The organism is Streptomyces sp. DSM 40750, from assembly GCF_024612035.1.
Lineage (GTDB): Bacteria > Actinomycetota > Actinomycetes > Streptomycetales > Streptomycetaceae > Streptomyces.
On sequence record NZ_CP102513.1, the window covers coordinates 219,675 to 244,735 of the forward strand.

Genomic DNA, 25,061 nt, shown 5'->3' on the forward strand with positions numbered 1-25,061 from the left:
GCACGTTCAGGGTGCGCCGCTGCCAGGCCGGTCAGTACGGTGCTGTCCCGGTCTTCGACCGGGGCACCAGTGATTACGTTGAAGTCATCGACGTGATCCATCGGGCGATGGAGGCGGCATGGCCGGCAAGAAGACGGCGAAGGTGCCGCGCGCGGCATACGAACGAGAACTGCTGCGCCTGCAGACGGAGCTGGTGAAACTGCAGGAGTGGGTGCGGGCGGAGGGCGCCCGGCTGGTGGTGGCCTTCGAAGGGCGGGACGCGGCGGGCAAGGGCGGCACGATCAAGCGGGTCGCCGAGCACCTCAACCCGCGCGTCGCGCGGATCGCGGCGCTGCCCAAGCCGACCGAGCGCGAGCGCACCCAGTGGTACTTCCAGCGCTACGTGGAGCATCTGCCGGCCGCCGGGGAGATCGTGCTGTTCGACCGCAGCTGGTACAACCGGGCCGGTGTCGAGCATGTGATGGGCTTCTGTACCAAGGAGGAGTACCAGCTCTTCCTGCGGCAGTGCCCGATCTTCGAGCGGATGCTGGTGGAGGACGGGATCCTGCTGCGCAAGTACTGGTTCTCGGTGAGCGACGCCGAGCAGCAGGAGCGGTTCCGGCGCCGGCTGGAGGATCCGACGCGGCGCTGGAAGCTCTCGCCGATGGACCTGGAATCGATCACCCGCTGGGAGGCGTACTCCCGGGCCAAGGACGAGATGCTGGTGCACACGGACATCTCGGAGGCTCCGTGGTTCGTCGTGGAGAGCGACGACAAGCGCCGGGCCCGGCTGAACATGATCACCCACCTGCTCGGCTCCGTGCCGTACCACGAGGTGCCGCCGCCGGTGCTGGAGCTGCCGGAGCGGCCGCCGTCGACCGGCTACCAGCGCCCGCCACGCGCTCTGCAGACCTACGTCCCCGATCACGCGGCGAGCGTCTGAGGCACCGGTCAGGCGTCGTGCACCCGGTGCGGTACGACGGCGACCGGGCAGGCGGAGTGGTGCAGTGCCACGTGGGCGACCCGGCCGAGCTGGAGCCCGAAGCGCCCCTCCCTGCGCCGGGCGCCGACGACCAGCAGGTCGGCCTCGTGCGAGGCGTCCAAGAGCACTCGGCGGGCATGGCCCTCGACGGTGCGTCGGCGCACATCGATGTCCGCCGGGACGTCCTGCAACGCCGCTTCCAGTTCCTCGCCCGCCCGCTCCTCGTGCAGGCGGGCGGGTTCGCCCGCCATGAGTGGGTGGTCGGTGGTCTCGTGCGCGGGGCACCGCCAGGCCCGCACGGCCTCCAAGGGCACCCCGCGTCGCCGTGCCTCCTCGACGGCAAATCTGACGGCCGCCGACTCCTTCACGTCCTCGCCGACGCCCACGACGACGCGGCCGCGTACCGGGGGCGTCGCCTGGTTGTCGTGGCTGCCGCGCAGCACGATCACCGGGCAGTCGGCGTGCGCGGCGACGGCCAGGCTGACGGAGCCGAGCAGCAGCTCGGCGATGCCGCTGCGGCCGCGGGTGCCCACGACCAGCGCGGAGGCGTTCCGTCCCTCGCGCACCAGGGCGTACTCCGGCTCCTCGAACACCACGTCGGCGGTCACCTTCAGGTCGGGGTGCCGGGCACGTGCCCGCTGAGCAGCGGCGCCGGCGACGTCCTGGGCCAACGGCAGCGCGGTCGGCTTGCCGAGGTCCCGGGCGAGCGCGGCACCCTCGTACCGCTCCCACAGGCGGGCGTACACCACCCGCAACGGCACCCCGCGCAGCACCGCCTCGTCGGCCGCCCAGTCGACGGCCCGCAAGCTCGGCTCGGAACCGTCCACGCCCACGACCAAGGGCCCGCCGAGGGCTCGGTCCACCGCTGCGTTCATGATCTCCACTCCTTCAGAGGTGCGTTCAGTCGTGCGCGACGACGGCGACGGGGGCGGTGGCATGGTGCAGTACCGCGTGCGTGACAGGGCCGATGTGGGCGCCGAGCGGGCTACGGCGGATCCGCCGGCCCACGACGACCAAGGACGCCTCCCGGGAGGCGTCGACCAGCTGGACGGCGGCACTGCCGGAACGGGACTCGTCGATGACCTTGACGGCCGGGTACTTCTCCTTCCAGCGGTGCAGCACCTCGGCCAGCGTGGCAGCGTCCTGCTTGCCCAGCACGGCGTTGAGCTCGGGGTCGGCGGGCAGGCCGTAGGCGAAGTAGGGCGGCAGATTCCAGGCGTGGACGACCCGCAGGGGTGTGACACGGCGGGCGGCCGCCTCGAAGGCGAAGGTGAGCAGCGTGTCGTCAGGGCTGTCGGTGTCGAGTCCGAGGACGACGGGGCCGGACAGGGCCCCAGCAGACGGGATTGCGGACGGATCCATCGCATGGCCGTCCGCGGACTGCTCCGCCGCCCGCACGAGGACCACCGGCTGCTCGGCGTGCGCCACGACGGCCTGGCCCACGGAGCCGACGAGGAATCCTCCGATGCCGCTCATCCCCCGGGAGCCGAGGACCAGCAGCTCGGCGTCCTTCGCCGCCTCCGTCAGCGCCTCGGCGGGCTGGCCGAGAATCTGCTCCATGTCCACGCGCACGCCGGGATGGCGCAGGCGGAGTCCCTCGGCCGTCTCGCGCGGAATCCTCCCCCTGAGGGCACCCCCGGCCGAAGGCTGGGGGACTTCGGCCGGGGGTGCCCCCATCTCGCTTCGCTCGCTCCAGTGCTGCTGCGTCTCGGCGCCCAGGAGCGGGGCCTGCGCCATGGGCTCCGGGACGGGCTCCCAGACGTGCACCAGCCGCAGCGGCAGGCCGCGCCGCTTCGCCTCGCGCGCCGCCCACTCGGCAGCGGCGCGGCTCTCGGGCGAGCCGTCGAGGCCCACGGTGACGTTGCGGGACATGTTGTCCACCTCCTGGTCGGGGTTCTGACTCCAGGGTGGCGACGAGGAGAGACGCGGTGCAGAGCCCGCAGGTCCCCGGTCTGGGGCCGATGGGCCCCAGCGGCCGAGGTGTCCGCGCCATCGCAGTGCCCGCGCGAGAGTCGTGCGCTCGGAGCCGAACCGCGTCCGAGAAACCTGGGAGCAGCGGCACCCGCGGGCCGTTCGGCATCTCGCGGCCGACCAGGGTCCCGGAGGATCATGAGGTCCTTCGGCTCAAGGAGGATCATGTCCCAGAGCTCGGTCGGCCGTACTCCAAGGTGGCGCCGCCTGGTGCCCGGGCTCGGTGCGCTGTTCGGCTATCGGCGCTCGTGGCTGCGGGGCGACGTCCTGGCCGGAGTGACAGTGGCTGCGTATCTCGTGCCCCAGGTGATGGCGTACGCGGGGGTGGCCGGCCTGCCGCCGGTCGCAGGGCTGTGGGCGATCCTGCCGGCGCTCGCCCTGTACGCCCTGCTGGGCTCCTCCCGCCTGCTCTCGGTCGGCCCGGAGTCGACGACCGCGCTGATGACGGCGACGGTGGTCGGGCCCCTCGCCGCCGGAGATCCGGCCCGATACGCAACCCTGGCAGCCACCCTCGCGATCACGGTCGGCTTGTTGTGCGTACTGGCATGGGCGGCTCGGCTCGGCTTCATCGCTGACCTGCTGTCCCGGCCGGTGCTGATCGGGTATCTGGCGGGCGTGGCACTGATCATGATCGTGGACCAGCTTCCCAAACTGACCGGTGTCCGGACGACAGGCTCGGCCTTCTTCTCCCAACTGTGGTCCTTCGCAGGGCACTTGTCGCGGCTCCACCTGGCCACGGTGTTGTTCGCCGTCGCGGCGCTCGGGCTCCTCTTCACGGTGGCCCACTTCTTCCGCACCGTCCCCGGTCCCCTGCTCGCCGTGGTGCTCGGCACAGCCGCCGTGTCCTTCTTCGACCTCGACGACCAATACGGCATCAAAGTGATCGGTGAGGTCCCCTCGGGCCTGCCCACCGTGGCTCTGCCGGACATGGCCGAACTGCCGCACCTGGTGCTCCCCGCCTTGGGCGTCCTTCTGGTCGGCTACACCGACTTCATCCTCACCGCACGGGCCTTCACCAAGCGCGACGACGAGGGCTCCGGGCTCGACCCCAACCAGGAGTTCCTCGCGCTGGGCGCCGCCAACCTCGGCGCGGGCACGCTGCACGGCTTCCCGGTCAGCAGCAGCGCCAGCCGAACCGCGCTGGCCTCCTCAGCCGGCGGGCGCAGTCAGGCGTACTCACTGGTGGCCGGCGCGGCCGTCCTGTCGGTCCTGCTCTTCCTGAGCCCTCTGCTGACCCGCACGCCCACGGCGGTCCTCGGCGCGCTCGTCGTTTACGCTGCCGTCCGCATGATCGACCTGGCGGGCTTCCGACGGCTGGCGTCCTTCCGCCGCCGAGAACTGCTACTGGCGCTCGGCTGCCTGGCCGGGGTGCTCGCCCTCGACATCTTGTACGGCGTGCTGGTAGCCGTCGGTCTGTCCGTGGCCGAACTGCTCACTCGGGTGGCCCGCCCGCACGACGCCATCGAGGGCCTGGTGCCCGGCGTGGCCGGCATGCACGACATCGACGACTACCCCGAGGCCCGCACCATCCCCGGCCTACTCGTCTACCGCTACGACTCCCCGCTCTTCTTCGCCAACGCGGAGGACTTCCGCCACCGGGCCCTGGCCGCACTCGACGAACAGACCGAACCGGTCCGCTGGTTCATCCTCAACACCGAGGCCAATGTGGAGGTCGACATCACCGCCCTGGACGCGGTCGACGAACTCCGCCGCGAGCTCGCCCACCGCGGCATCGTCTTCGCCCTTGCCCGGGTCAAGCAGGACCTGCTGGACGACCTGACAGCGTACGGCCTGGCGGACACCGTCGGCAGCGAGCGGATCTTCCCCACCCTGCCGACAGCCGTGACCGCATACAGGGAGTGGTATCGCGATCAGTAAGCCGCCCAGGGATCCGTCCTCCACAGCGCGACGCTTGGCTTGCAGAGTGCCTGACGATGTCGCCGCTGTCGGCGCTCGCCCAGGACGCTTGTAGCGGACAGGGCCGACGGGAGGTCGACCCGGTGCCGTGCGGCCCTGCGGCGGGACGGCTTGTGGGGCCGATGTTCCTGAATCAACGGGGCCGTTCGGCCCCTCTTCGCCCAGGGCCGTGAAACAGCGCCGAAACGCAGCCAGGTGCCTGCTACACAGAAGATGCCGCCCGACGCGATGCGGCTGTCCTTCCCACCTTCATCCCTTGCCCGGGAGGCTTCATGCTGTCCGCAGAATCCGCCGCCGTCGTCCGTGCCACCCTGCCCGCCGTGGCCGGAGCGCTCGACGAGATCACCACCCGCTTCTACGGCGCGATGTTCCGCGACCGGCCGGAACTACTCGACGGGATGTTCAACCGCGGCAACCAGGCCAGCGGAGCCCAGCGCCGCGCACTGGCCGGCTCGATCGCCGGATTCGCGACCACGCTCCTCGACGCCCCGGACACCCGCCCGGACACCCTGCTGGACCGCATCGCGCACAAACACGCCGCGGTCGGCGTCACCGACGACCAGTACACAATCGTGCACAAGTACCTGTTCGGCGCGATAGCGGAGGTCCTCGGCGACGCGGTCACCCCGGAGGTCGCGGCCGCCTGGGACGAGGTCTACTGGCTGATGGCCGGCGCCCTGATCGGCCGTGAGGCCCGCCTGTACCAGGACGCGGGCGTCCAGCCCGGCCAGGTCTGTCGGCAGTGGACGGTCGTCGAGCGCCGCACCGAGACACCGGACGTGGTGTCCTTCGTCCTCCGTCCCGCCGACGGCGAACCGGCGCCGCGGGCGCGGGCAGGCCAGTACGTGAGCGTGCGGGTCCTGATGGCCGACGGGATCCGCCAACTGCGGCAGTACAGCCTGTCCTCAGACCCGGGCGGGGAGCTGCGGCGCATCACCGTCAAACGGGTCGCCGGCACGGCCGACGCGCCGGACGGCGAGGTCTCCGGCCTGCTGCACGACCAGGTCCACGAGGGCGACGAACTGACGCTCTCCGCTCCCTTCGGCGACGTCTTCCTCGACGACCCGGCCGACGCCGTGACTCCGGTCGTCCTGGTCTCCGCAGGCATCGGCGGCACCCCCATGACCAGCATCCTGGCCCACCTCACGGCCCTCGGTTCGACCCGCCCGGTGCTGGTCCTGCACGCCGACCGCTCCCCCACCGACCACGCCCTGCGCACCGAGACGGGCGAACTGGTCGAGCAACTGCCGGGCGCCCGCGCGGTCTTCTGGTACGAGCGCCCTGGCCCGGAGGAACCCGACGCCCGCGAGGGCCTGATGAACCTCGACGGCATCGAACTGCCCAACGGCGCCACAGTATTCCTGTGCGGCCCGCTCCCGTTCATGCGCGACGTCCGCGGACAGCTGCTGCGCGCCGGGGTTCCGGCACAGCGCATCCGCTACGAGGTCTTCGGCCCCGACCTGTGGCTGCCCGGCCCGGCGGCCTGAACGACGTCGGACATCCCACCGCACTTCCTGGAGAGGAACCGATATGACCGGCAAGGACACCCAGGCCACCACCCCCGTCGTGCTGCTGCGCTCGGACGGAGAGGTGGACGAGGACACCCTGGCCTACGCCCGCACGAAGATCGACGCCGTCGTGGACCGGCCGGGACTGCCTCCCGTCACCGGTGAGGTGCGGATCACGAGAGCAGCCGCCCACCACGCAGATCGTCCCTGGTCTGCGACGGCCGCCCTGCACGTCGGACGGCGCGAAGTGGTCGTGCTCGCCGAAGAGGCCACCGGCCGAGAGGTCGTCGACCAGCTCCAGGACCGGCTGCGCCGCCAGACCGACAAGGCGGTCCACGCCGGGCACCACGGCCACCACGCACCGGCACCGCCGTGGCGCGGCGCGGCGGCTGAGCCACGCGCTACTGAAGACAGCGGCAGCGCGGCGGACTCTTGCCCGGCGTGAGCCCGCGGCGAGTACAGCCCGGTCGGTGTCGGTCCACCGACCGGGCATCCGTGCTTCTTCGCGCCTGTGCATGGGAGCCCACATCCCGGGCCGTTCGGACCAGACGGGTGACCAACGGCCCACTGACAGCGCTCGCAGGCGCAGGAAACGCTGGTGTTGTGCCGTTCCCGATCGACGGGCGACAACGAGGAGTTGTGTGATGGCGAAGGCGTATCTGGTGGGCAGCGGCATCGCGGCGCTCGCCGCGGCCACGTTCCTGATCCGCGACGGCGGATTCGACGGAGCGGACATCCACCTCTTCGAGGAGCAGCGGAACATCGGCGGCAGCCTCGACGCGTTCGGCACGGCCAACGCCGGCTACACCATGCGCGGCGGGCGGATGTTCGAGTCCGAGTACCGCTGCACGTACGACCTGCTGTCCGGCATTCCCACCCTCGACGACCCGTCGGTGTCGGTGACACAGGAGATCCTGGCCGGACACGAGGACTTCTCCTGGGACGACATCGCACGTCTCGTCGACGGCGACGGCGACGGCGACGGCGACGGCGACGGCGACGGCGACGGCGACGGGAAGATCGTCGACACCCGGTCGATGGGATTCTCCGAACGCGACCGGCTGGACTTGGTCCGTTGCCTGGCTGCCCCCGAGGGACACCTGGACGCCAAGCGGATCACCGACTGCTTCGGCGAGCACTTCTTCACCACGAACTTCTGGTTCCTGTGGTGCACCACGTTCGCCTTCCAGCCCTGGCACAGCGCCATCGAGTTCCGCCGATACCTCAGGCGCTTCATCCACCTCTTCCCCGAATTCGCCTCCATGTCGGACACCTACCGCACCCGCTACAACCAACACGACTCCATCGTGCGCCCCCTGACCGCCTGGCTCCACGAACGGGGCGTCACCATCCACACCGGCTGCCACGTCACCGACCTCGCACTCGCACCGGGCCGCAGGAGTACGAGGGTTGAGCGCATCTACCTGTCCCGTAGCGGCCGTGACGAGCAGATCGAGGTAGGCCCTGAAGACCTGGTCCTGGTCACCAACGGCTCCATGACCGACTCCTCCAGCCTCGGCTCGCACACCGCCGCACCGCCACCGGCTCCCCATCGCTCGGACGCGTGGCTGCTCTGGCACCGGCTGGCACGGGGACGCGACGACTTCGGCAACCCGGACGCCTTCGACAAGCACGTCAAGGAGTCCCGCTGGGAGTCGTTCACCGTCACCACCAAGGACCCGGTCTTCCTCGAGGCCCTGGCAGAGTTCAGCGGCAGGGAGACCGGCCGGGGCGGGCTGATGACGTTCACCCACTCCAACTGGCTGCTCACCATCGTCGCCAACCGCCAGCCCGTCTACCGCGACCAGCCCGAGGGCGTCTCGGTCTGGTGGGGCTACGGCCTGCATCCCGGCCGCCCCGGCAACCACACGCCCAAGCCGATGACGATGTGCTCCGGCCGGGAGATCCTCGAAGAGGTCCTGCACCACCTGCCCTTCGACGAGCCGACGGCAGCCCGTGTCCTGGAGACCTCTACCGTCGTGCCCTGCCTCATGCCGTACGTCACCAGCCAGTTCCTGGCCCGCCGCCGCGACGACAGGCCACACGTCGTACCCAAGGGATCGCTCAATCTCGCCTTTATCGGTCAGTTCGCCGAGGTGCCCGACGACGTCGTCTTCACCGTCGAGTACTCGGTCCGCACCGCCTGGACCGCGGTGGCCCAGCTCCTCAAAAGCTCGGCAAGCAGCCGCCCGCGGTCTACAAGGGCCACCACGATCCCCACGTCCTGGTCGCCGCTCTGGAGACCATGCATCGCGGTTAGCCGGGAGGAGCGTGGCTGCCGTGGGGGTCGAACTGGTTCATCTTGTTGGACAGACCGGGCCCCCTGACTGATCCGGCAGGTACGCCGTCCGTTCCTGTGGGGTGAGGTCGCGGTTGACCGAGCGGCAGATTTTCTTGATCGCTTCGGAGGGTTGGGGGAGGCTCGCATCCCACAGCCGCGCGGTGTGGTCGACACTTCCGGTGGCGAGGGTGTGGCCTTTAGGGCTGAAGGCCACCGACGCCACCGTGTCGTTGTGACCGGACAGGGTGGCGACGGCCCTGCCGGCGGCTACGTCCCACAGCCGTACGGTCGGGGCGTTGCTGGCGGTGGCGAGGGTACGGCCGTCGGGACTGAACGCCACCGAAAACACCTCGCCAGCGTGCCCGGTCAGGATGGTTCGGATCTTGCCGGTGGCGGCGTTCCACAGGCGGACGGTCGCGTCGTGGCTGGAGGTGGCGAGAGTGCGGCCGTCAGGGCTGAAGGCCACCGACGTCACCCAGCCGTTGTGCCCTCTCAGGGTGGTACGGCTCTTACCGGTGGTCACATCCCACAGCCGTACGGTGTCGTCGATACTGGCGGTGGCGAGGGTACGGCCGTCGGGACTGAACGCCACCGACGTCACCGTGCCGCTGTGGTCGGCCAAGCTGGTGCGGGTCTTGCCGGTGGCCGCGTTCCACAGCCGTATGGTCGCGTCGTTGCTGGAGGTGGCGAGAGTTCGGCCGTCCGGGCTGAAGGCCACCGAGAACACCTCGCCGGTGTGCCCTCTCAGGATGGTGCGGGTCTTGCCGGTGGCGACGTTCCACAGCCGTACGGTCGCGTCGTTGCTGGCGGTAGCGAGGGTGCGGCCGTCGGGACTGAACACCACGGAATTCATGTCGCCGGTGTGCCCTCTCAGGATGGTGCGGGTCTCACCCGTGTCGACGTCCCACAGCCGTACGGTGTCGTCGGCACTGGCGGTGGCGAGGGTGCGGCCGTCCGGGCTGAAGGCCACGGAACTCACCTGGTGGGTGTGCCCGGATAGGGACGTGTGGGTCGCACTGGTGGTGACGTCCCACAGTCGGGCGGTGTCGTCGACACCGCCGGTGGCGAGGGTGCGGCCGTCCGGGCTGAAGGCCACCGAATACACTTCACTGGTGTGCCCGGTCAGGGTGGTGCGGGTCTTGCCGGTGGCGACGTCCCACAGCCGTATGGTCGCGTCGGCACTGGCTGTGGCGAGGGTGCGGCCGTCGGGACTGAACGCCACCGAATTCGCCCAGCCATCGTGCCCGGTCAGGGTGGTGCGGGTTTTTGCGGTGGTGACGTCCCACAGCCGTATGGTCGCGTCGTTGCTGGAGGTGGCGAGGGTGCGGCCGTCGGGACTGAACACCACCGAATACACGTCGCCGGTGTGCTCGGTCAGGGTGGTGCGGGTCTTGCCGGTGGCGACGTCCCACAGCCGTATGGTCGTCTCGTAACCGCCGGTCGCGAGAGTTCGGCCGTCGGGGCTGAAGGCAATCGAAATCACCTCGCTGGTGTGGCCGCTCAGGGTGGTGCGGGTCTTGCCCGTGGCGACGTCCCACAGCCGTATGGTCGCGTCGAAACCGCCGGTGGCGAGAGTTCGGCCGTCGGGGCTGAAGGCAACCGCATACGCCTCGTCGGTGTGGCCGGTCAGGGTGGTGCGGGTTTTACCGGTGGCGGTGTCCCACAGCCGTATGGTCGTGTCGTTGCTGGCGGTGGCGAGAGTTCGGCCGTCGGGGCTGAAGGCCACCGACCACACCTTGTCGGTGTGGCCGGTCAGGGTGGTGCGGGTCTTGCCCGTGGCGGTGTCCCACAGCCGTATGGTCGTGTCGTTGCTGGCGGTGGCGAGGGTACGGCCGTCGGGGCTGAAGGCCACCAAATTCACCTCGTCTGTGTGCCCGGTCAGACGTCGATGCAGGGGGAGAGCCGCTGCGGTCCGGAGGCTTTCAACGGACTCAGGGGTGTGGCTGGTGCGGTAGGCCTGGACGGCCAGCAGCGAGGCGAGTTCAGGGTTTGTGCGGAAGAGCGTGTCGGATTGGGTGGCGAGCTGACGGGACTGCGCTGCTTGCCGTTGGGCGTTTGCCGTGCGCCATTGCCAGAGAGCGCCCCCTGCGGCAAGGAGTGCGAGTACGAGCAGGCCGGCAAGGACCGTGTTGAGGCGCCTGCTACGTCGGATGGCGGCCTGTTGGCGGCGCTTGCTGGCGGTGAGGAAGGCTGTGATGTTGCCTGGCAGTCGACGTCGCTGTGACCACTCGAGGCCTTCCGCGAGTGCTGTTCCCCCGAGGAGGTCTCCAGGGTCGGTTGTCGCCGCCCAGCGGTCCTGCTGTTCGCGGGTGCGGTTGAGCCATTCCTGGAAACGGTGATCCTGGTTGATCCACTCGCGCAGTGCGCCCCAGTCACGGATGAGCGCGTCGTGGATCAGTTCGGCCACCGGATCGCCGGGAGGGGCGTCTGGGCGCTGTGGGTCTCGCAGCGTCTGGGTGGTGATGATGCGATGGTGTGTGAGAGCGGCCATGACGGTGTCGATGTCACCGTCGGGCGCGTCGTCCGGGCCCGCTGCCAGGTCTCGCAGTTCGTTGAGGGGGACCTGCGCGCGGACGGCCGGTATGTGGCGGGCAGGGTCGGCGGGGTGCACCAGCGAGGTCAGGATGCGCCGCGCGATGGGCCGTTGACCGGGGGACAGCTCGTTGAGGGCGCTGTCGCACCAGGTGGTCAGGCTTCCGCTGACCGCTCCGATGCGACGGTAGGCCTCGTGGGTGAGGTATCCGTCCTGACGGCGCAGCCACAGCTGGCTGAGCATCAGCTCCAGCAGGGGCAGCACGGTCACGGGTGCCTCCCCGGCTGTCGCTGCCTCAGGAGTGGTGGCCAGGACATCAGTAATAATCTGCTCCGGCAGTCCCGGTTGGAAATGGAGTCCCACGTCATGTGCGGGCAGGACGATGATGTCGTGCAAGTCCTGCCGGGTCAGCGTGCCGGGTACGTTGAGGACCCCGGGCATCGCCTCTTCCAGCAACCTCGGTGCCAGGGCAGCCAGTTGGGGATAGAAGTCGTCGCGCATGACCAGGATCACGCTGAGTTCGGCGGGCGCGTCGACCGCTTCGGCGATCTGGTCGGCGACGGCCGTACGGTTCCGCTGGCGGCCATGAGCGGTTTGAGTGAAGAATTCTTCGAACTGGTCGATGACCAGCACGATGCGCTGATAGGTGGGTTCGGCCGCAAGCCGGCGCGTGACCGCAGCGGCAATCCCCTCGGTGATGGCCCCGGGCAGCCCCGCGCGCTCGATCTCCGCCAACAAGTCCTGCCTCGGCCGGGCGAGCACCGGCAACCATCGGTCACTGCCCGGCAGCTTCCCCGCGGCCAGCGCACGCAGCACACCGGCCCGGATCAGAGACGACTTGCCCGACCCGGAGGGCCCGAGCAGCAGCGCGAGCCGCCGCTGGCGGGCCAGGTTCGACACGACCTGTCGTACCGCGTCCTGTCGGCCTTGGAACCACCGGGCCTGTTCTTCGGTGAACGACTCCAGCCCCCGGTAGGGACACAGCGCCCGATCGGCCAGTTCCGGCAGGACTTTCCGCAAGACCTGTGCCGGAGTGACATACGCGATGCCCTGACCCCGTTCGTACGCGTCGGGCGCCGCGATCTCGGTGAGCATGCCGATGACCAGGCCGGTCACCTCGTCCAGGACCGGCCCGCCGCTGAAGCCGGTGGTGAGGTCGTTGGCGGCGGTCAGCTGCAGATGCGCACCCCTACCGTCCGAGCCCGGCAGCAGATCTCCGGCCACCCCAAAGCCGAAGTGCCCTTCAGGCGGAGCCTGGGCCGGGAATCCGAACGAACGCACCTGGTGGCCCCGGCAGCCCGCCGCGGAGCCCAACGGCAGCGGCCGCAGCCCTGTCGGCGTGTTGCTCAGCCGGATGAACGCCACATCCTCGCCCTCGGCGGCACGCCACAGCTCGCCCGGGACACACCCCTCCACCCGGTCCGAGTTCGCCACATGGGGGAAGGAGAGCAGCACGTCCTCTCCGGGTCCGCCCCCGGCCGCTGCGACGACGTGCGCGCAGGTGACCACAACACCCTCGGCCACCAGGAATCCCACCCCGGCCACCGCCCCGTCCGGTCCGAGGACCTGGGCCACTGCGGCGAGCAGATCCGATGCGACGCCGCTGCCCGGCTCCTTGTCCGCGCTGGTCACCGGGACCAGCCCGCGCTCTCGCCAGCGTGCGGATGGACGGAGCCGTCGTTCTTCCACGACACCGTCACCTTCAGGTGGCAACCGGCCTGGGTCTTGGTGATCACGGCTCCGGCTTCGAACGCGAGATCGACCCCGAACTCGATTGTGACCTCGTCCGGGCGAGCCTTGCGGAGCTGATCGAGCGCGACCCGCGCCGCCTCCGTGACCGGCTCCAGCGCCCCCTGCAGAGTCACTGGTATCTCGTGGACGGCAAAACGGCCGGCCTTCACCGGCCCGTCCGACGTGGCCGTCTGCTCGACCAGGATGCTGCCTCCACCGTTCAGCGGAATCCGAGTAAGGGGTGCCAAAACGCCTCCTCGTTTCTCGCATTCGCTCACCCAGGGACTCCGCCAGCGTCCTTGGCCCCGGCACGTGCCGCCACACGGAGTGGGCCGTCCGCGCGAGAGACGAGTGTCGGTAAACCCGTAACCTTGCGGCCCGCACCGTCGGTGATGGCGCTCTTTGAAATTGGTTCAGGCAAGATTTTCGTGGAGCGTGACGGAGCGTCATCGCGATCAGGCGAGAAGGACCCGCTTGCGCAGCAGCGGGAGTCCGGCGCGGTTGTACATCTGCCGCTTCAGCGTTTTGAGTCTGTTGACGTGCCCCTCGACGATGCCAGAGCTGTAATGCAGGGTCAGTCCGGCCAGTACGGCGTCGAGGTCCTGGCGCAGGAACCCCGCGAAGCCCTTGATGGGCGGCGGTGCCGTTCGTTCGGCCTGGCGTATCCAGTCCTCCAGTTGGGCGCCTCGGCGATGTCGGAGCAGGTCGGTGAACGCGCGGGCGAAGTCGCAGGCTGCGGTGATGTCCGGGCAGGCAAGCCGTACCTCGTCCAGCCCTGCGGTGCTGCGTGGTGACAGGTTCTCGCGGGCCTGCATGATCCAGCCGGTGATCCGCCGCGGGCTTGGTATCTCGGCGGGGGCTGGGGGTGCGGTGCCGGCCCGCACGGTGCGGAGGTATCGGGTGAGGGTGGAGTAGCCGCCCCGGTAGCCCTGCTCGCGCAGGCGTTGGAATAACTCCTTGCCGCTCGTGCGGCCGGCAGCGAACTCGGCCTGCAGGAAGGGCTTGAAGCGGTCGAGGGGGACGCTGCGGCGGTCGCGGGCGGAGGCGAGCAGGGTGTCGAGGTCGATGTCACGGTAGTGGCGCACGGTCTTGCGGTCCAGGCCCAGGCGGCGGGCGATCTCGCTGACCGGGTAGCCGATATTGACCATGCGGTTGATCTCCACGTGCCGGTTCAGGACACGCTGGACGATCAACGTCGGAGGCAGGGCATCGAGCACAGGCAGCTGAACGGGGCGGCCCTGGCCCCGCTCTGCGTGCTTCTTCAGGCAGCCGCGGTGCTGGTGACAGACCTGCTCGACCGCCCGGGACAAGCCCTGAAGTAAATGCCATCGATCAGCAACTTGCACCGCATCTGGGCAGGCCGTGGTCGCAGCGAGGCTGTAGCTGCTGTCGCGATCACGGCAGATGACCTCGGCGCCGGGGTGCGCGGTCAGCCACGCAACGAGAGTGTCGGACGAACGGTCGGGAAGCAGATCGATCACCGCCGAGGAGTCGACGTCGACCAGGACGGTGCCGTAGGTCCGGCCCTTGCGGAAGGCGAAGTCGTCCACCCCCAGCACCAGCGGACTGGACGCTGCGTTGGTCGCGGGCGGGTCGGGCAGAGCCATCAGCATGCTGAGCAGCGTCACCCGGCTGACTGCCACCGCAAGCACCGCCGCCATCCGGGCTCCGGCCCGCCCGGCCAGGGCCAACGCGATCGCCACCAGCAGGCGGTGCAGTGGCGGGGTTCTCCGGCCGTAGCGCACGGTCAGGCCCTCGACCTGCTCAACGAAGGTACGGCGCAGGCAAGCCGGCTGATCGCAGACGAGGCGGCGGACCGACAGGTCAATGACGACGGGCCGCCCGGCGACGGCGGTATCGGCGAGGTGCCGCTGGTAACGGCTGTGGACACGATGCGCGGCCGAGCCGCAGCCGGGGCAGTCCACCACGAAGTCGTCCCGAGTACGCGCGGTGACATGCACCGTGCCACCCTCGACAAACACCCGCTCCACCAGCACCGTCTTCAGGTGCGGGAACGCTATATCCAGAAGCTCGTCACACTTAGGTGACGATGCCAGGTAGCTGACGCTCCGTCACGCTCCACGAAAATCTTGCCTGAACCTTGAAATTGGCCGCCCCCTGCTCGGGGGTGTGCCCACACCTGCTCGCGATTCCCCAGCTGTGGAATGACCTCCTGGGGCAGGGGCCCGTTTGTCCTCGGCCGATGATTAGGTCTGGTTCGCGATCCGGCGGCCGAGCTGTTCGCGGAACTCCAGCAAGCCGGACGCGGTGACCTCGGAGCGGGGCCGTACTCACGGAAGTGCTCCGCCGCCATCGCAGGTGAGTGGATGAAGCACACGCTGTCGACGTCGGGCAGCGAGGCCTCACCGATCACCCAGTAGAGCGGGGTGGGCCGTTCGCGGGTGGGGCCGAGCTGGGGCTTTGACAGAACTCAAACCGCCGTTCCCAATCGCGTGGAGATCATTACCCGACTGCGTGCATAACGCGATCATGTAGGCCTCGGGCCCTCCGAAGCAGTGCCGCTCCCCCGGCCTGATCGGCTGCAGCGTCATGGGTTTTCTCGTTATCTCGTTACTCCGCAGCGCGGCCGATGAGTTTGTGGCTCCCGGCCGGTCCAAGCTCGTGACACCCTAGGAAAGGACACCGCCATGTCGGAGCTTCTCGTCGACTTCATCACCTCCCTCGACGGCCACGCATCGGGAGAGGGATGGCCCGGGTTCTGGGGCATCGAGGGCCCGGAGTACCTCGCATGGCTCGGCGAGCAGCCCGAGGCCACCTACCTGATGGGAGCGAACACCTACCGCCTGATGTCGGGCTTCGCCGCAGGCGAGGTCCCGAATGGCCAAGACGAGTTCAGGCCCGAAGAAGAGGCGTCCGTCGACGAGCTCACGCAAGCGTCCAAGGTGGTCTTCTCCTCCTCACTCGAGGAGCCACTGACGTGGGCCAACTCCACGCTCGTCCGCGACGACGCCGTCGAGGCGGTCCGCGCCATGAAGTCGAGTGGCTCGGGGCTCCTCAGCACGATCGGCAGCCTCAGCCTGTGCCGGTCCCTGCTACGAGCCGGACTCGTCGACCGCTTCCGGGTCGTGATGTTCCCGGTGATCACCGGGGCCACAGGCGAAGAACGCATCTACGACGGCTATCCGGACGTTGCCCTCGAGATGATCGAGCACCGCACCTTCGACGGCCGCATCCAGCTGGTCGAGTACAAGCCCCGCGTGCTCGAGCACCCGCCGCTCGGCGTCCCTGCGTGACGTCGCCCCGTCCGCCGGCCTGGACGGCCGCCAGGCCGGCGCCGGCGGCTTCGGTCGCTGGGCCCTCACACGCGCTCTTATTCGCCACACGCTTCAAGACGCAACGAAGTGGAGGGAAGAGCGTCCCTGGCCGATTTCAGAGATCCTCATCACCGGACAGGTCGGCGACGTGACCGCCTTCGCTGCTACCGGCGGGACGACGCTCTCGACGTGAACACTCCTTCCACCCCGCGACATAGTTGCCGCCGTACGGTTCACCTCCGCTCACACGCAGAGCAGACCATGCGCGCCACACCGGCCAGGGTGATTGCCGGTTCACCTCCGCGCGAGCGGAGGTGAACCGGACTCAGTGCGGGGTGTCCAGGACGCGCGGGATGCGCTCTCCGCACGAGCGGAGACACACCCAGGTACCGGCGGCCCGTAATCCGAGCAGCTGGACGAGACCCGTCTTCGACTGCCCCGACGTCCTCACCGCAAGAACCACGCGGCACCCCTACAAGAGGATCGAGTGACAGCCCGGGGTCGTTTCCTCCTGGTCGAAGTTCCTGACCCCACCTCGACGCACATCTCGCGTGCCGCGAACCCAGACGACCGCCACATCGAACGCGTCGACCCACCTGCACCGGCCGGAGCGCAGACCCGTCGACAGCCCTGTCCCCATTACCACCGGCCTCACGATGGCCTCAGTCCGTGCCACCACCGCAGCACGGCCCAGCAGAACAAGTCTCCCCAGCCCCAAGCCTGGCGCATTCGTGCAGGTCAGGCGCCCACCAGCTGACGCAGGCCTAACCGGCTCCAAACTCGCGAGCAGCGGATTCAGTCCGTTTTCAGGCAAAGTTGACGCTCCGCCAGCCAAAAATGAACGTTTTCGCAGGTCACAGGCCTGCTCTGGTGGAGCGGGTAAGACTCGAACCCACGGCGACGGATTATGAGTCCTTTGAGGATCTTGGCGACCCTTGTCGATCAACGCTCATCCTTGACGTTTTAGCAGCTCAGATGGGGTGGACGGTGTCGGTGCTCCTCAGCCTTTGTCAGTCTGTTCCTGTCCTTGCGGCCTCAACTCGGCCTCAACCAGGCCGCAAGGGTCCAGACCGACGGTATCGAGGGCGACCCACCGGCCACGATCCCCCTCCCGAACTCGCCCGCAGCGGATTCCCCTTCCAACGCGCAGGGGCTCCACCCCGGTGTTGGGTTGGAGCCCTGCGGCCGACCGCAGCTTCCGGCGCACTGCATGCCGTAGAAGCCGTATCTGAACCGAACCTGATCGCTTGTTTTCCGCTGGTCAGACATGGTCTAGCTCGGGATGAGGGAGGCATGCGGCGTCTTGTTTCGGCTCCTTGATCGAGGGGTGCGCGATGGCGTCGGTGTTGGGAATGCTGGAGGAGCGGGAGACAGCGGCCCGGGTGCGGGTGGAAGGGCTGCGGGAGGAAGTCGCGCGGCTGGCCGGGGTGTTGGAGGCCGCGGAGATCGAGCTGGACCGGCGGGTGATCGCGCGGGAGGAGCTGGTCGAGGCCCTGGCGGCCTCGGCTGCCGATACCACCGCCGTGACCGAGGCGGAGGCAGAAACCGTGCCCGCGCCGGTGCCGGGCTCGATCGTGCCGCCTTGGCGCGAAGGACTGCCGGTGACGGTGCTGGCGACTGACGGGCATTCACCTCGCGCGGTTCCTACTGGACCCGTGCGAGGTACCGGTGGAGGTCACGGATTACCTGGCGGGTCGGCTGGAGATCGCCGACGCCGGAGCATCACCTGCTGGAACTGGAGCTGGCGGCCGCCGCCGAAGTCCGGCAGACGGCGACGCAGCCGCTGACTGGGGAACGGCTCACTGGATCAGCTCGATGTGCGGATGGTCCGGGGATACCGGGCAGACGTGCAGCTGCAGATCGTAGCCTCGGGCGAGGTCGAGCATGGTCGGGTTGTGCGGTTCGGGATGGGTGGTGGATGACAGAGAGCGGGCTCGGTCCTCGTCGGGAATCCAGTCGGGATAGTTGGAGTTCCATTCGCCCGAGGCGATGGTCAGCAGCGGATCCATCTCGGTGCCGCATGAGGGGCAGAGCCGGGGTAGGGGATCGGTGAGGCCCCAACGGGTCCATCCACCGACCTTCCAGCCGGGAGCGACGGACATCCTGCCCGTGTAGAGCTCGTTGTAGAAATCCTTCGAGTAGGGCGTGTCAGAGCTGTCCAGCGGGTACGGCGTGTTGTCAAAGCTGTCCAGAGCGGCGCCGGCCGTCTGCCACCTGCGCCAGTCCTCCAGCTGCCGCTGGAGCTCCTTGCCCAGTTCCATGATGTTGGGGTATTCGGTGATCTGCTCCGGCGCGAGCAGGCACGGCTCCGGCAGGTAGCCGGGGAACTGGATCGCGGGCGGCTCGGGGGTGTGTCGAGGATGTCGGTGACTGTGGCGGCGGACCGCCAGAACAGCGCGGTCTCGGGCTGCGCGGGGTGGTCGAAGGGGCACCACAGCACTTGGAGCAGATCTGCCTCGGCCTGCTTGGGCGGGCGCAGCAAGGGGACGTCGCGTACGTACAACTGGGCCACGGGCAGCATGGCGATCGGGCCCTCGGGCCACGGGCGGCCAGCCTTGATCCGCTCCTCGATCGCCAGCTCCTCGGGCGTGTACCGGGTCCCCGGGGGATCGCCGCCCGGCCGGTTCGCCACCGCTGCCCGGATGCGTCGCCGCTGCCGCACGTCCTCGGGCGAGAGGATCTCGTTCCACCCGTCCCACTCGTGCGGTCCCTCGCAGTGCGGCCATGGCTCGTCGGCGGGCCACAGCAGCGGCCCGCCGACGGAGCTGTCGTACGGCGTGGGCGACCCGGGGCGGGGATGCAGCCGGGTCGCCGTGCGTGCCAGCGGGGCCAGTTGCGGGGCGACCGCGGTGACGTCGACCAGCCGCGGCGGAGTGGTACGGATACGGAGTGCGGCGGCAATGCTCATTGCCCGCTCGGCGCACACCGACCGGATCTCGTCCAGCAGCTCGGGGTAGTGCTCGCCGTACGTGTTCAGCGCATGCCACACCGCGTCCAGTGCTGCTACGAGCGGGGCGGGCTTGGCGGCGGCGAGCACGGCGGGAAGAGCGAAGTGCGGCTGTGAGATCCGTCCCGGGGTGCGCGGCGTAACGGCAAGGGGCACCACGACGACCTTGCGCCCTGTGTCCGCGAACGGCGGCGGGACGTACGGCGGCCGCTCCGGAGGTATCGCTTCGAGCACCGTCCTGTCCGGTACACGAGGGTCGGAGCGCAGGGCCTCCCACATCCGGGCCGGGTCGTCGAACGGCGGCGGCAGAGGGCGTCCCTCTGCCGACTCCGAGAGCGCCTGGGCGACCCACGGCACATCGGTCAGGCCCGCAGCCTCGCAGGCCCGCCGCGCGGCCAGCAATGCCACTGCGCGCTGGACCTCGGGACCCACGACATCGAGGGCGTGCACCAGGTCGCTGTCGAAGCGGAGCAGACCGAGGACGTTGCTCTCGCGGGCACCGCGCAGCCTCTCGCTCGGCAGCCGCCCGCCCCACTCCCACTCCTCGTGGTGCAGGCGGCGCCCCTCGGCGGCTTGTTCGGCCCGCTCCTCGGCCGCCCGTTGGAACACCTGGCGAGTCAGGCGTTCGGCCTCGGCGAGCTGCTCGGGCGTACGCGCCGTCTGGCGCACGTTCCAGTGCAGGTCCCCGGCCATCCGCGAGGTGTGGCGGATCACCTCGTCCGGGCGGGGTGGGGCAGGCCAGAACTGCAGGAGGTAGCTGTCCGCCCGGGACTCCCCAGCCACTCTGGTGGAGAGTTCCCGTCCCTCGTCCATCCCCCGGGCGCAGTACCGGACCCGGTAGTCGGTTCGGGCCAGACCCAGGTCCCACGCGGCCTCGCCGTCCCCCTGCACCAAACTTGTGCGTTCCGACTCGGGGCGGAAGGACACCTCCATCACGTCATCCCAGACCGGGTCCAGCACAGGGGCTGCGTCGTGGACTTCCACGACAAAGCCGACGTCGCCCGCGTACAGCCCGGTGGACAGGACGATCACACCTGGGACCGCAGCCCCGCACAACCCCCCGATCTGGTACGCGAGCGCCTTGGCGAGGTCAGGTCTGGCGCTGTCCGGATCGCTCTCGACGTAGATCTGACGATCGTGAACACGCACCTCGCCTGCGACCGGCCTACGCACAGCACTCCCCTCGTCGAGGACGGCCTCAAAGCCCCTGTCGGGCAGGCCGTCACGTGCCCCGCATCATGCCGCAGGCCACTGACAACACGGCCGACGACGCCGCGAGGCCGACGGTGACATCGATGATGCGGCCACTGACGCAAGAGGGTGTCGGTCACGATGTGCCGTTTGCGGCCCGGCACCTTCTTGCCGCCGTCGTAACCGCGTGAGGCTGCCGACACCGTCGCGGCGGCCCGCACCGACTGCGCGTCGATGCTCCCGCCGTGGGCCCTGCCTCGCGGCCCTCCCGTTCACGGACTTCCCGCGCAGCCGGTCGTGGAAGTCTGTGATCAGCCCGCGCTCGCGCCAGCGGCGGAAGAAGGCGCGGACCCGACCCCAGCCGGGAAAGTCCGCGGGCATCGCCCGCCACGAGATCCCGCCCGTGACCAGGTGACGGATCACGTCCAGCAGCTGCCGGTGACAGTGTCCCTCGGGCGATCCGCCCCTCCCCCAAAGCCAGGTCGGCACCGGCAGCAGAGGCCGGACGGCCGCCCATTCCGCGTCCGACATTGTCGGAGGGATACCGGCGTTCCCGGTCCCGGTGGCCGACCGCGTTGCCGTACGCGTGCGCGAGGTGATCACACGATCGTGCAGCCGCGTTGGCCCGCTACCAGGCGGTCCTCGACCTGTTCGAGAACATCGCCCGCCCCTGAGTCATCGGGAGGTACGGAACAGCGCACCAGGGGGCGAACAGAGTGAGGAACTCGACATGAGCCAACCGACAGCGGCCGGCGACGATGCGGGCCGTCGTCGTCACCCGGCCCGGCGGCCTCGACGCACTGGAGATCAAGGATGTGCCGGTGCCCGTACGCAAGCCCGGCTGGGTGCGGATCAGGGTGAAGGCGTTCGGCGTCAACGAGTCCGAGGTCACCACCCGCAAGGGCGAGTCGGACGCGGAGGTCACCTACCCGCGGATCCCCGGCATCGAGGGCGTCGGCGTGGTCGATGAGGCCGACGAGAACAGCGAGCTGAGGCCGGGACAGCAGGTGGCCACGATGATGGGCGGCATGGGCCGCTCGTACGACGGCGCGTACGCCCAGTACGTGACCGTCCCCGCCGGGCAGGTCATCCCGTTCGAGACCGGCCTGCCGTGGGAGGTCGTCGGCGCGCTGCCGGAGATGTTCCAGACCGCCTACGGATCGCTGACCACCGGCCTGGACCTCAAGGCAGGGCAGACGCTGCTGATCCGCGGCGGCACCTCCACGGTCGGGCTGAGCGCGGCCACGATCGCGAAGGACCTCGGAGCCACCGTGCTGTCCACCATCCGCAGCCCGGAGAGGGCCGGGGAACTGCGGGCCGCGGGCGCCGACCATGCCCTCGTCGACAACAGCACGATCGCCGACCAGGTGAGCGAGCTGATGCCGGACGGCGTCGACGCCGTACTGGAGCTGGTGGGCTGCTCGGTCCTCGCCGACACCCTCCGCACCGTCCGCCGGCACGGCACGGTCTGCTTCACCGGAGCCCTGTCGGGCCAGTGGACGATCCCCGATTTCACCCCGTTCATGATCCCCAACGGGGTGCGGCTGACGTCCTACGGCGGTCAGGCCGCCGACCTCCCGGCCCACGTCTTCGCCCACCAGCTCCAGGCCATCGCCGCAGGGCTCCTCAAAGTCCCGGTCGCGAAGGTCCACCACGGCCTGGAACAGGTCCGTGACGCCCAGGCCGACGTCGAGTCCGGCACCACGCCGGGCAAGCACGTCGTCGTCCTGGACGACTGAGACCTGGGCAGCTGAGAAAGGACAACCAACCACGCCTGATGCGCGACGGCCGACAACGGCCGGTCACAGCATCCGTAAGAGAAACCGGCAGAGGCCCCCCGCCCCCGGCATCATCATCCTCGGCGAAATCGACTCGGGGGCCGATGCCTTCAAGAAGTACGACGGCACGGTCGACGTCACCATGGAGGCCATCGCTGAGACCCAGCCGGCAACCACCGAGATCGTCAACCAGCGAGAAAGGGGACCATGTCCCGGGCCTCGCCATCGGCGTGACCGGCGGCGTAGGCTCCCGCCTCGCCGCACGACTCATCTAACAGGGCGACCAGGTTGTGGGCCTTCACCGCCATACCGCGCAGGCGCACACCCCGGAATCCGACGGAATGGAGCCGGTTCTCGGCGACCTGACGTCGCTCAGCGTCGACACTCCAGCCGCCCGTCTGGAAGGTGCCGACGCAGTCGTCTTCACCGCGGGCGCGAGCGGAACCTGCCCGCGAAAGGCGGACGCTGTCGACGGGCAGGGCGTGGAAATCGCGGCAACCGCCGCAACGAAGGCAGGAGTCCACCGGCTCCTCCTCCTTTCCACCTTCCCCCTGCGCAGCCCGCCCTACCAGACAGGTGTCCAGTTGTGGTGGGCGGAACATCAGGAGAGGCCTATGAGCGCACCAGCACGCCGTCGGGATGCGGCGCAGAACCGAACCCGCATACTGGAGGCCGCCCGCGCAGCCGTTGCCGAGTCCAACGACGTCCCCTCAACGGGATCGCCAAGCGCGCCGGTGTAGGAGAGGGAACGCTCTACCGGCACTTTCCCAACCGCGAAGCGCTCCTCGCCGAGGCGTACCGGCGCGATATCGAAGAACTCGTGGTCGCCGCCTCCGCTCTGCTGGCGGAAAACGAGCCTGTGGAAGCCTTCCGTCGCTGGCTCGACCGAGTGATCGACTACGCCGACATCAAGCGCGGTGTCCTGGCAGCGCTTGAGGCGGCGGCATGGCAGGGCCTTGCCGCCCACAGCCACAACCCCATCGAGGGCGCCCTCGGGCACCTGCTGGACGCCGGAAAAGCGGCAGGTTCCATCCGTGCGGACGTGGACGCCCACGGGGTCCTCCTGCTCATCGCATACCTCGGCCGACTGGACCGGAATGAGTGGGAATCAAGGGCCCGGCCTTTGATGAACGTCATCCTCGACGGTCTTTCCCGACAAGACGCGGACCGGTGAGGGCAGAGGACCGGCCAGAATCGTCTGGCTATTCACTAAGAACTCCTAACGGGATGCGCTCGGAACTCGGTGCGCGGCATGTGTCCAGAACCTCGTGAGTGCCGACAGAGCCACTCGATGAATTGACCGTGGCTGCGCTTGCGTTGGCGTGCCGGTCCGGGAGCTCGGGTTCAGCTCGCGGTCGAGTCCTTGGTCAGCGCGTCCATGAAGAGGTCGACGAGCGGACGGGCTTGCTCTTTGGTGCCGTGCTGCACGGAATAGGCGATGCCACCCATGAGGAGTAGGACATTGTCCGGGGCGACGTCCGTTCGCAGGCTTCCGTCTCGGGCGCCGGCCGTGAGGAGGGTGGCGACGGCGTCGGTAAGGAGTGCGCGGCTGTCGGAGTATGGATCGATGCCGGAGGCGATGACCGCGTTGAGGGCTTCGGACATTCCGCTCTTTGCCGTGGCGTAGTGGATGAAGTGTTCCATCCACATCCGGGTGGCCTCGGCAGCCGGGTGCTGGGTGAGAAGGTCGTTCACCTTCTCGCACACCTGGGTGAGTTGGCGCCGGTAGGCGGCGTCGATGAGGACTTCCCTAGTCGGGAAGTGCCGGTAGAGCGTGCCGACACCGACGCCCGCCTGCTTGGCGATGGCGGCAGGCGCGGTGTCCAGCCCCTGCTCGGCGAAGGCCTGCGCGGCGACCTCCAGCAGGCGCTCCCGGTTCTGCAGCGCGTCACTCCTGGTGCGGCGGGGCGTGGCGGGCATGCGGGTTCCTTCGGTGTCGGTCTCCAGTTGCTTTCCGGAATCTGTTCCGCTTAACTTTAAACGGAATAGGTTCCGGTATCACTCTACTTCAGGAGACCCCCATGCCCGCTCCCTCCGACAAGGCCTCACGTCACTGGTTCGTCACCGGAGCCTCCGGTGGGCTGGGCCGCCATCTCACCGAGCACGCCCTCCGGAACGGCGACCGCGTTACGGCGACGGTCCGCCGCCCGGCAGTTCTGGAAGACCTGCGCGAGACGTACGGCGACCGGCTGACTGTCGAGATCCTCGACCTCACGCGGCCGGCCGATGTGGACAAGGTGGTCGGCAGGACGCTCCGGTCCGGGGCGGTGGACATTGTGGTCAACAATGCCGGATACGCGGTTGTGGGCGCCGCCGAGGAAATGACCGTCGAGCAGATTCGCGACCAGATCGAAGTCCTCCTGCTCGCGCCGATGGTGATCACCTGCGCCTTCCTGCAGCCGATGCGTGAGCAGGGCGGTGGCCGGATCATCCAGATCTCCAGCGTGGGCGGCCAGGTCGGTATCCCCACTCACAGCTCCTATCACGCGGGCAAGTGGGGGCTGGAGGGCTTCACCGAGAGCGTCAGCCGCGAGGTCTCCGACTTCAACATTCACCTCACTCTGGTCGAGCCCGGCGCCACCCGCACAGGCTTCGCTTCGGCCCTGCAATACACCACCGAAACGACCGTCTACCGCGACAATGCCGTCGGCCGGACCCGGCACTACCTGGAAACCGCAGACGAGAGCGTCTTCACCGGCGATCCGGCCAAGCTCGCCGCCGCCATTTACGACACCACCCGCCACCCGAGCCCGCCACTGCGCCTGACTCTCGGCTCCGACACCTATAGCGCAATCCACGCGGCACTCACCGAACGTCTCACCGCGCTCGAGACTCAGAAGGATCTCGCTGAATCTGTCGCCTTCACCCGCTGATCCGCCCCACCGGCACGACCCGTCAGGAAATCTCGCCGCCATTACGGCCTTGCGCATCTCTGCAACTTCGACGTCCGGAAGTCCGCCACGTCGTC

The 25,061-nt window shown here is 69.1% G+C and carries 16 protein-coding genes and 4 pseudogenes; 11 read left to right on the top strand and 9 right to left on the bottom strand.

Annotation, left to right across the window (positions count from 1 at the left end; translation table 11 throughout):
* Positions 1 to 118 precede the first annotated feature (118 nt).
* The gene (ppk2, locus tag JIX55_RS01075; RefSeq protein WP_257561311.1) at positions 119 to 922 is read left to right on the top strand and encodes a polyphosphate kinase 2; all 804 of its coding nucleotides are present in this window, start codon (positions 119 to 121) and stop codon (positions 920 to 922) included.
* Between the two features lie 8 nt (positions 923 to 930).
* Here the strand turns inward: ppk2 and JIX55_RS01080 are convergent, their stop codons facing one another.
* Both JIX55_RS01080 and JIX55_RS01085 read right to left on the bottom strand, forming a co-directional pair.
* Entirely contained in the window at positions 931 to 1,836 is a 906-nt protein-coding gene (locus tag JIX55_RS01080) for a universal stress protein (protein WP_257561312.1), read from the bottom strand.
* Between the two features lie 25 nt (positions 1,837 to 1,861).
* On the bottom strand, positions 1,862 to 2,833 hold the full coding sequence (locus JIX55_RS01085) for a universal stress protein (protein WP_257561313.1): 972 nt from the start codon (positions 2,831 to 2,833) through the stop codon (positions 1,862 to 1,864).
* A gap of 264 nt (positions 2,834 to 3,097) precedes the next feature.
* Between JIX55_RS01085 and JIX55_RS01090 the strand changes: the two genes are divergently transcribed.
* The 4 genes and pseudogenes from JIX55_RS01090 to JIX55_RS01105 all read left to right on the top strand — a co-directional run bounded on the left by JIX55_RS01090 (position 3,098) and on the right by JIX55_RS01105 (position 8,617).
* Positions 3,098 to 4,810: a SulP family inorganic anion transporter gene (locus JIX55_RS01090; protein WP_257561314.1), complete on the top strand. Its 1,713-nt coding sequence runs from the start codon at positions 3,098 to 3,100 to the stop codon at positions 4,808 to 4,810.
* 311 nt (positions 4,811 to 5,121) lie between these two features.
* Positions 5,122 to 6,336 (top strand): globin domain-containing protein, encoded by a 1,215-nt coding sequence (locus tag JIX55_RS01095; protein ID WP_257561315.1) that lies wholly within the window; start codon positions 5,122 to 5,124, stop codon positions 6,334 to 6,336.
* Positions 6,337 to 6,379: 43 nt separating this feature from the next.
* The gene (locus tag JIX55_RS01100) at positions 6,380 to 6,802 is read left to right on the top strand and encodes a hypothetical protein (RefSeq protein WP_257561316.1); all 423 of its coding nucleotides are present in this window, start codon (positions 6,380 to 6,382) and stop codon (positions 6,800 to 6,802) included.
* Between the two features lie 199 nt (positions 6,803 to 7,001).
* Positions 7,002 to 8,617 (top strand): annotated as a pseudogene (locus tag JIX55_RS01105) (oleate hydratase).
* A gap of 37 nt (positions 8,618 to 8,654) precedes the next feature.
* Here JIX55_RS01105 and JIX55_RS01110 read toward each other — a convergent pair.
* The 3 genes from JIX55_RS01110 to JIX55_RS01120 form a co-directional block, all read right to left on the bottom strand.
* Positions 8,655 to 12,803 (bottom strand): nSTAND1 domain-containing NTPase, encoded by a 4,149-nt coding sequence (locus JIX55_RS01110; protein WP_257561317.1) that lies wholly within the window; start codon positions 12,801 to 12,803, stop codon positions 8,655 to 8,657.
* The gene (locus tag JIX55_RS01115; protein ID WP_257561318.1) at positions 12,800 to 13,180 is read right to left on the bottom strand and encodes a CU044_2847 family protein; all 381 of its coding nucleotides are present in this window, start codon (positions 13,178 to 13,180) and stop codon (positions 12,800 to 12,802) included. Before JIX55_RS01115 ends, JIX55_RS01110 begins: the two co-directional genes overlap by 4 nt.
* Positions 13,181 to 13,357: 177 nt before the next feature.
* Entirely contained in the window at positions 13,358 to 14,863 is a 1,506-nt protein-coding gene (locus JIX55_RS01120; protein WP_257561319.1) for an ISL3 family transposase, read from the bottom strand.
* Between the two features lie 687 nt (positions 14,864 to 15,550).
* Here JIX55_RS01120 and JIX55_RS01125 point away from each other — a divergent pair.
* Positions 15,551 to 16,156 carry a dihydrofolate reductase family protein gene (locus tag JIX55_RS01125; RefSeq protein WP_257561320.1) on the top strand — a complete coding sequence of 202 codons (606 nt, stop codon included), beginning with the start codon at positions 15,551 to 15,553 and terminating at the stop codon, positions 16,154 to 16,156.
* A gap of 1,355 nt (positions 16,157 to 17,511) precedes the next feature.
* Positions 17,512 to 17,964, top strand: coding sequence for a hypothetical protein (locus JIX55_RS01130; RefSeq protein WP_257561321.1), 453 nt, complete (start codon positions 17,512 to 17,514; stop codon positions 17,962 to 17,964).
* Between the two features lie 12 nt (positions 17,965 to 17,976).
* On the opposite strand, the pseudogene JIX55_RS01135 reads toward JIX55_RS01130, so the two are convergent.
* The 3 genes and pseudogenes from JIX55_RS01135 to JIX55_RS51260 all read right to left on the bottom strand — a co-directional run.
* Positions 17,977 to 19,085, bottom strand: a pseudogene (locus JIX55_RS01135) (hypothetical protein).
* 1,067 nt (positions 19,086 to 20,152) lie between these two features.
* Positions 20,153 to 20,536 carry a hypothetical protein gene (locus tag JIX55_RS51255; RefSeq protein WP_355510481.1) on the bottom strand — a complete coding sequence of 128 codons (384 nt, stop codon included), beginning with the start codon at positions 20,534 to 20,536 and terminating at the stop codon, positions 20,153 to 20,155.
* A gap of 139 nt (positions 20,537 to 20,675) precedes the next feature.
* Positions 20,676 to 20,846: pseudogene (locus JIX55_RS51260) on the bottom strand (transposase); the annotation flags it as partial.
* Positions 20,847 to 21,073: 227 nt separating this feature from the next.
* On the opposite strand from JIX55_RS51260, the gene JIX55_RS01145 reads away from it, so the two are divergent.
* From JIX55_RS01145 to JIX55_RS01155, 3 genes and pseudogenes are all read left to right on the top strand, one after another.
* Positions 21,074 to 22,054: an alcohol dehydrogenase catalytic domain-containing protein gene (locus tag JIX55_RS01145; RefSeq protein WP_257561323.1), complete on the top strand. Its 981-nt coding sequence runs from the start codon at positions 21,074 to 21,076 to the stop codon at positions 22,052 to 22,054.
* Between the two features lie 329 nt (positions 22,055 to 22,383).
* Positions 22,384 to 22,629 (top strand): annotated as a pseudogene (locus JIX55_RS51265) (NAD(P)H-binding protein); the annotation flags it as partial.
* Between the two features lie 53 nt (positions 22,630 to 22,682).
* Positions 22,683 to 23,267 carry a TetR/AcrR family transcriptional regulator gene (locus JIX55_RS01155; protein ID WP_257561325.1) on the top strand — a complete coding sequence of 195 codons (585 nt, stop codon included), beginning with the start codon at positions 22,683 to 22,685 and terminating at the stop codon, positions 23,265 to 23,267.
* A 170-nt stretch (positions 23,268 to 23,437) separates the two neighbouring features.
* Here the strand turns inward: JIX55_RS01155 and JIX55_RS01160 are convergent, their stop codons facing one another.
* Complete coding sequence (locus JIX55_RS01160; protein ID WP_189783614.1) at positions 23,438 to 24,013, bottom strand: TetR/AcrR family transcriptional regulator; 576 nt, start codon at positions 24,011 to 24,013, stop codon at positions 23,438 to 23,440.
* A gap of 101 nt (positions 24,014 to 24,114) precedes the next feature.
* Here JIX55_RS01160 and JIX55_RS01165 point away from each other — a divergent pair, with 101 nt between their 5' ends.
* Entirely contained in the window at positions 24,115 to 24,966 is an 852-nt protein-coding gene (locus tag JIX55_RS01165; protein WP_257561326.1) for an SDR family oxidoreductase, read from the top strand.
* Positions 24,967 to 25,061 lie beyond the last annotated feature (95 nt).

Bases quoted from the DNA above. Each gene is read 5' to 3' on its own strand.
- JIX55_RS01145 (WP_257561323.1), top strand. From the start codon at position 21,074: ATGCGGGCCGTCGTCGTCACCCGGCCCGGCGGCCTCGACGCACTGGAG.
- JIX55_RS01085 (WP_257561313.1), bottom strand. From the start codon at position 2,833: ATGTCCCGCAACGTCACCGTGGGCCTCGACGGCTCGCCCGAGAGCCGC.
- JIX55_RS01125 (WP_257561320.1), top strand. From the start codon at position 15,551: ATGTCGGAGCTTCTCGTCGACTTCATCACCTCCCTCGACGGCCACGCA.
- JIX55_RS01130 (WP_257561321.1), top strand. From the start codon at position 17,512: ATGGCGTCGGTGTTGGGAATGCTGGAGGAGCGGGAGACAGCGGCCCGG.
- JIX55_RS01160 (WP_189783614.1), bottom strand. From the start codon at position 24,013: ATGCCCGCCACGCCCCGCCGCACCAGGAGTGACGCGCTGCAGAACCGG.
- JIX55_RS01080 (WP_257561312.1), bottom strand. From the start codon at position 1,836: ATGAACGCAGCGGTGGACCGAGCCCTCGGCGGGCCCTTGGTCGTGGGC.
- JIX55_RS01165 (WP_257561326.1), top strand. From the start codon at position 24,115: ATGCCCGCTCCCTCCGACAAGGCCTCACGTCACTGGTTCGTCACCGGA.
- JIX55_RS01095 (WP_257561315.1), top strand. From the start codon at position 5,122: ATGCTGTCCGCAGAATCCGCCGCCGTCGTCCGTGCCACCCTGCCCGCC.
- JIX55_RS01100 (WP_257561316.1), top strand. From the start codon at position 6,380: ATGACCGGCAAGGACACCCAGGCCACCACCCCCGTCGTGCTGCTGCGC.
- JIX55_RS01090 (WP_257561314.1), top strand. From the start codon at position 3,098: ATGTCCCAGAGCTCGGTCGGCCGTACTCCAAGGTGGCGCCGCCTGGTG.
- ppk2 (WP_257561311.1), top strand. From the start codon at position 119: ATGGCCGGCAAGAAGACGGCGAAGGTGCCGCGCGCGGCATACGAACGA.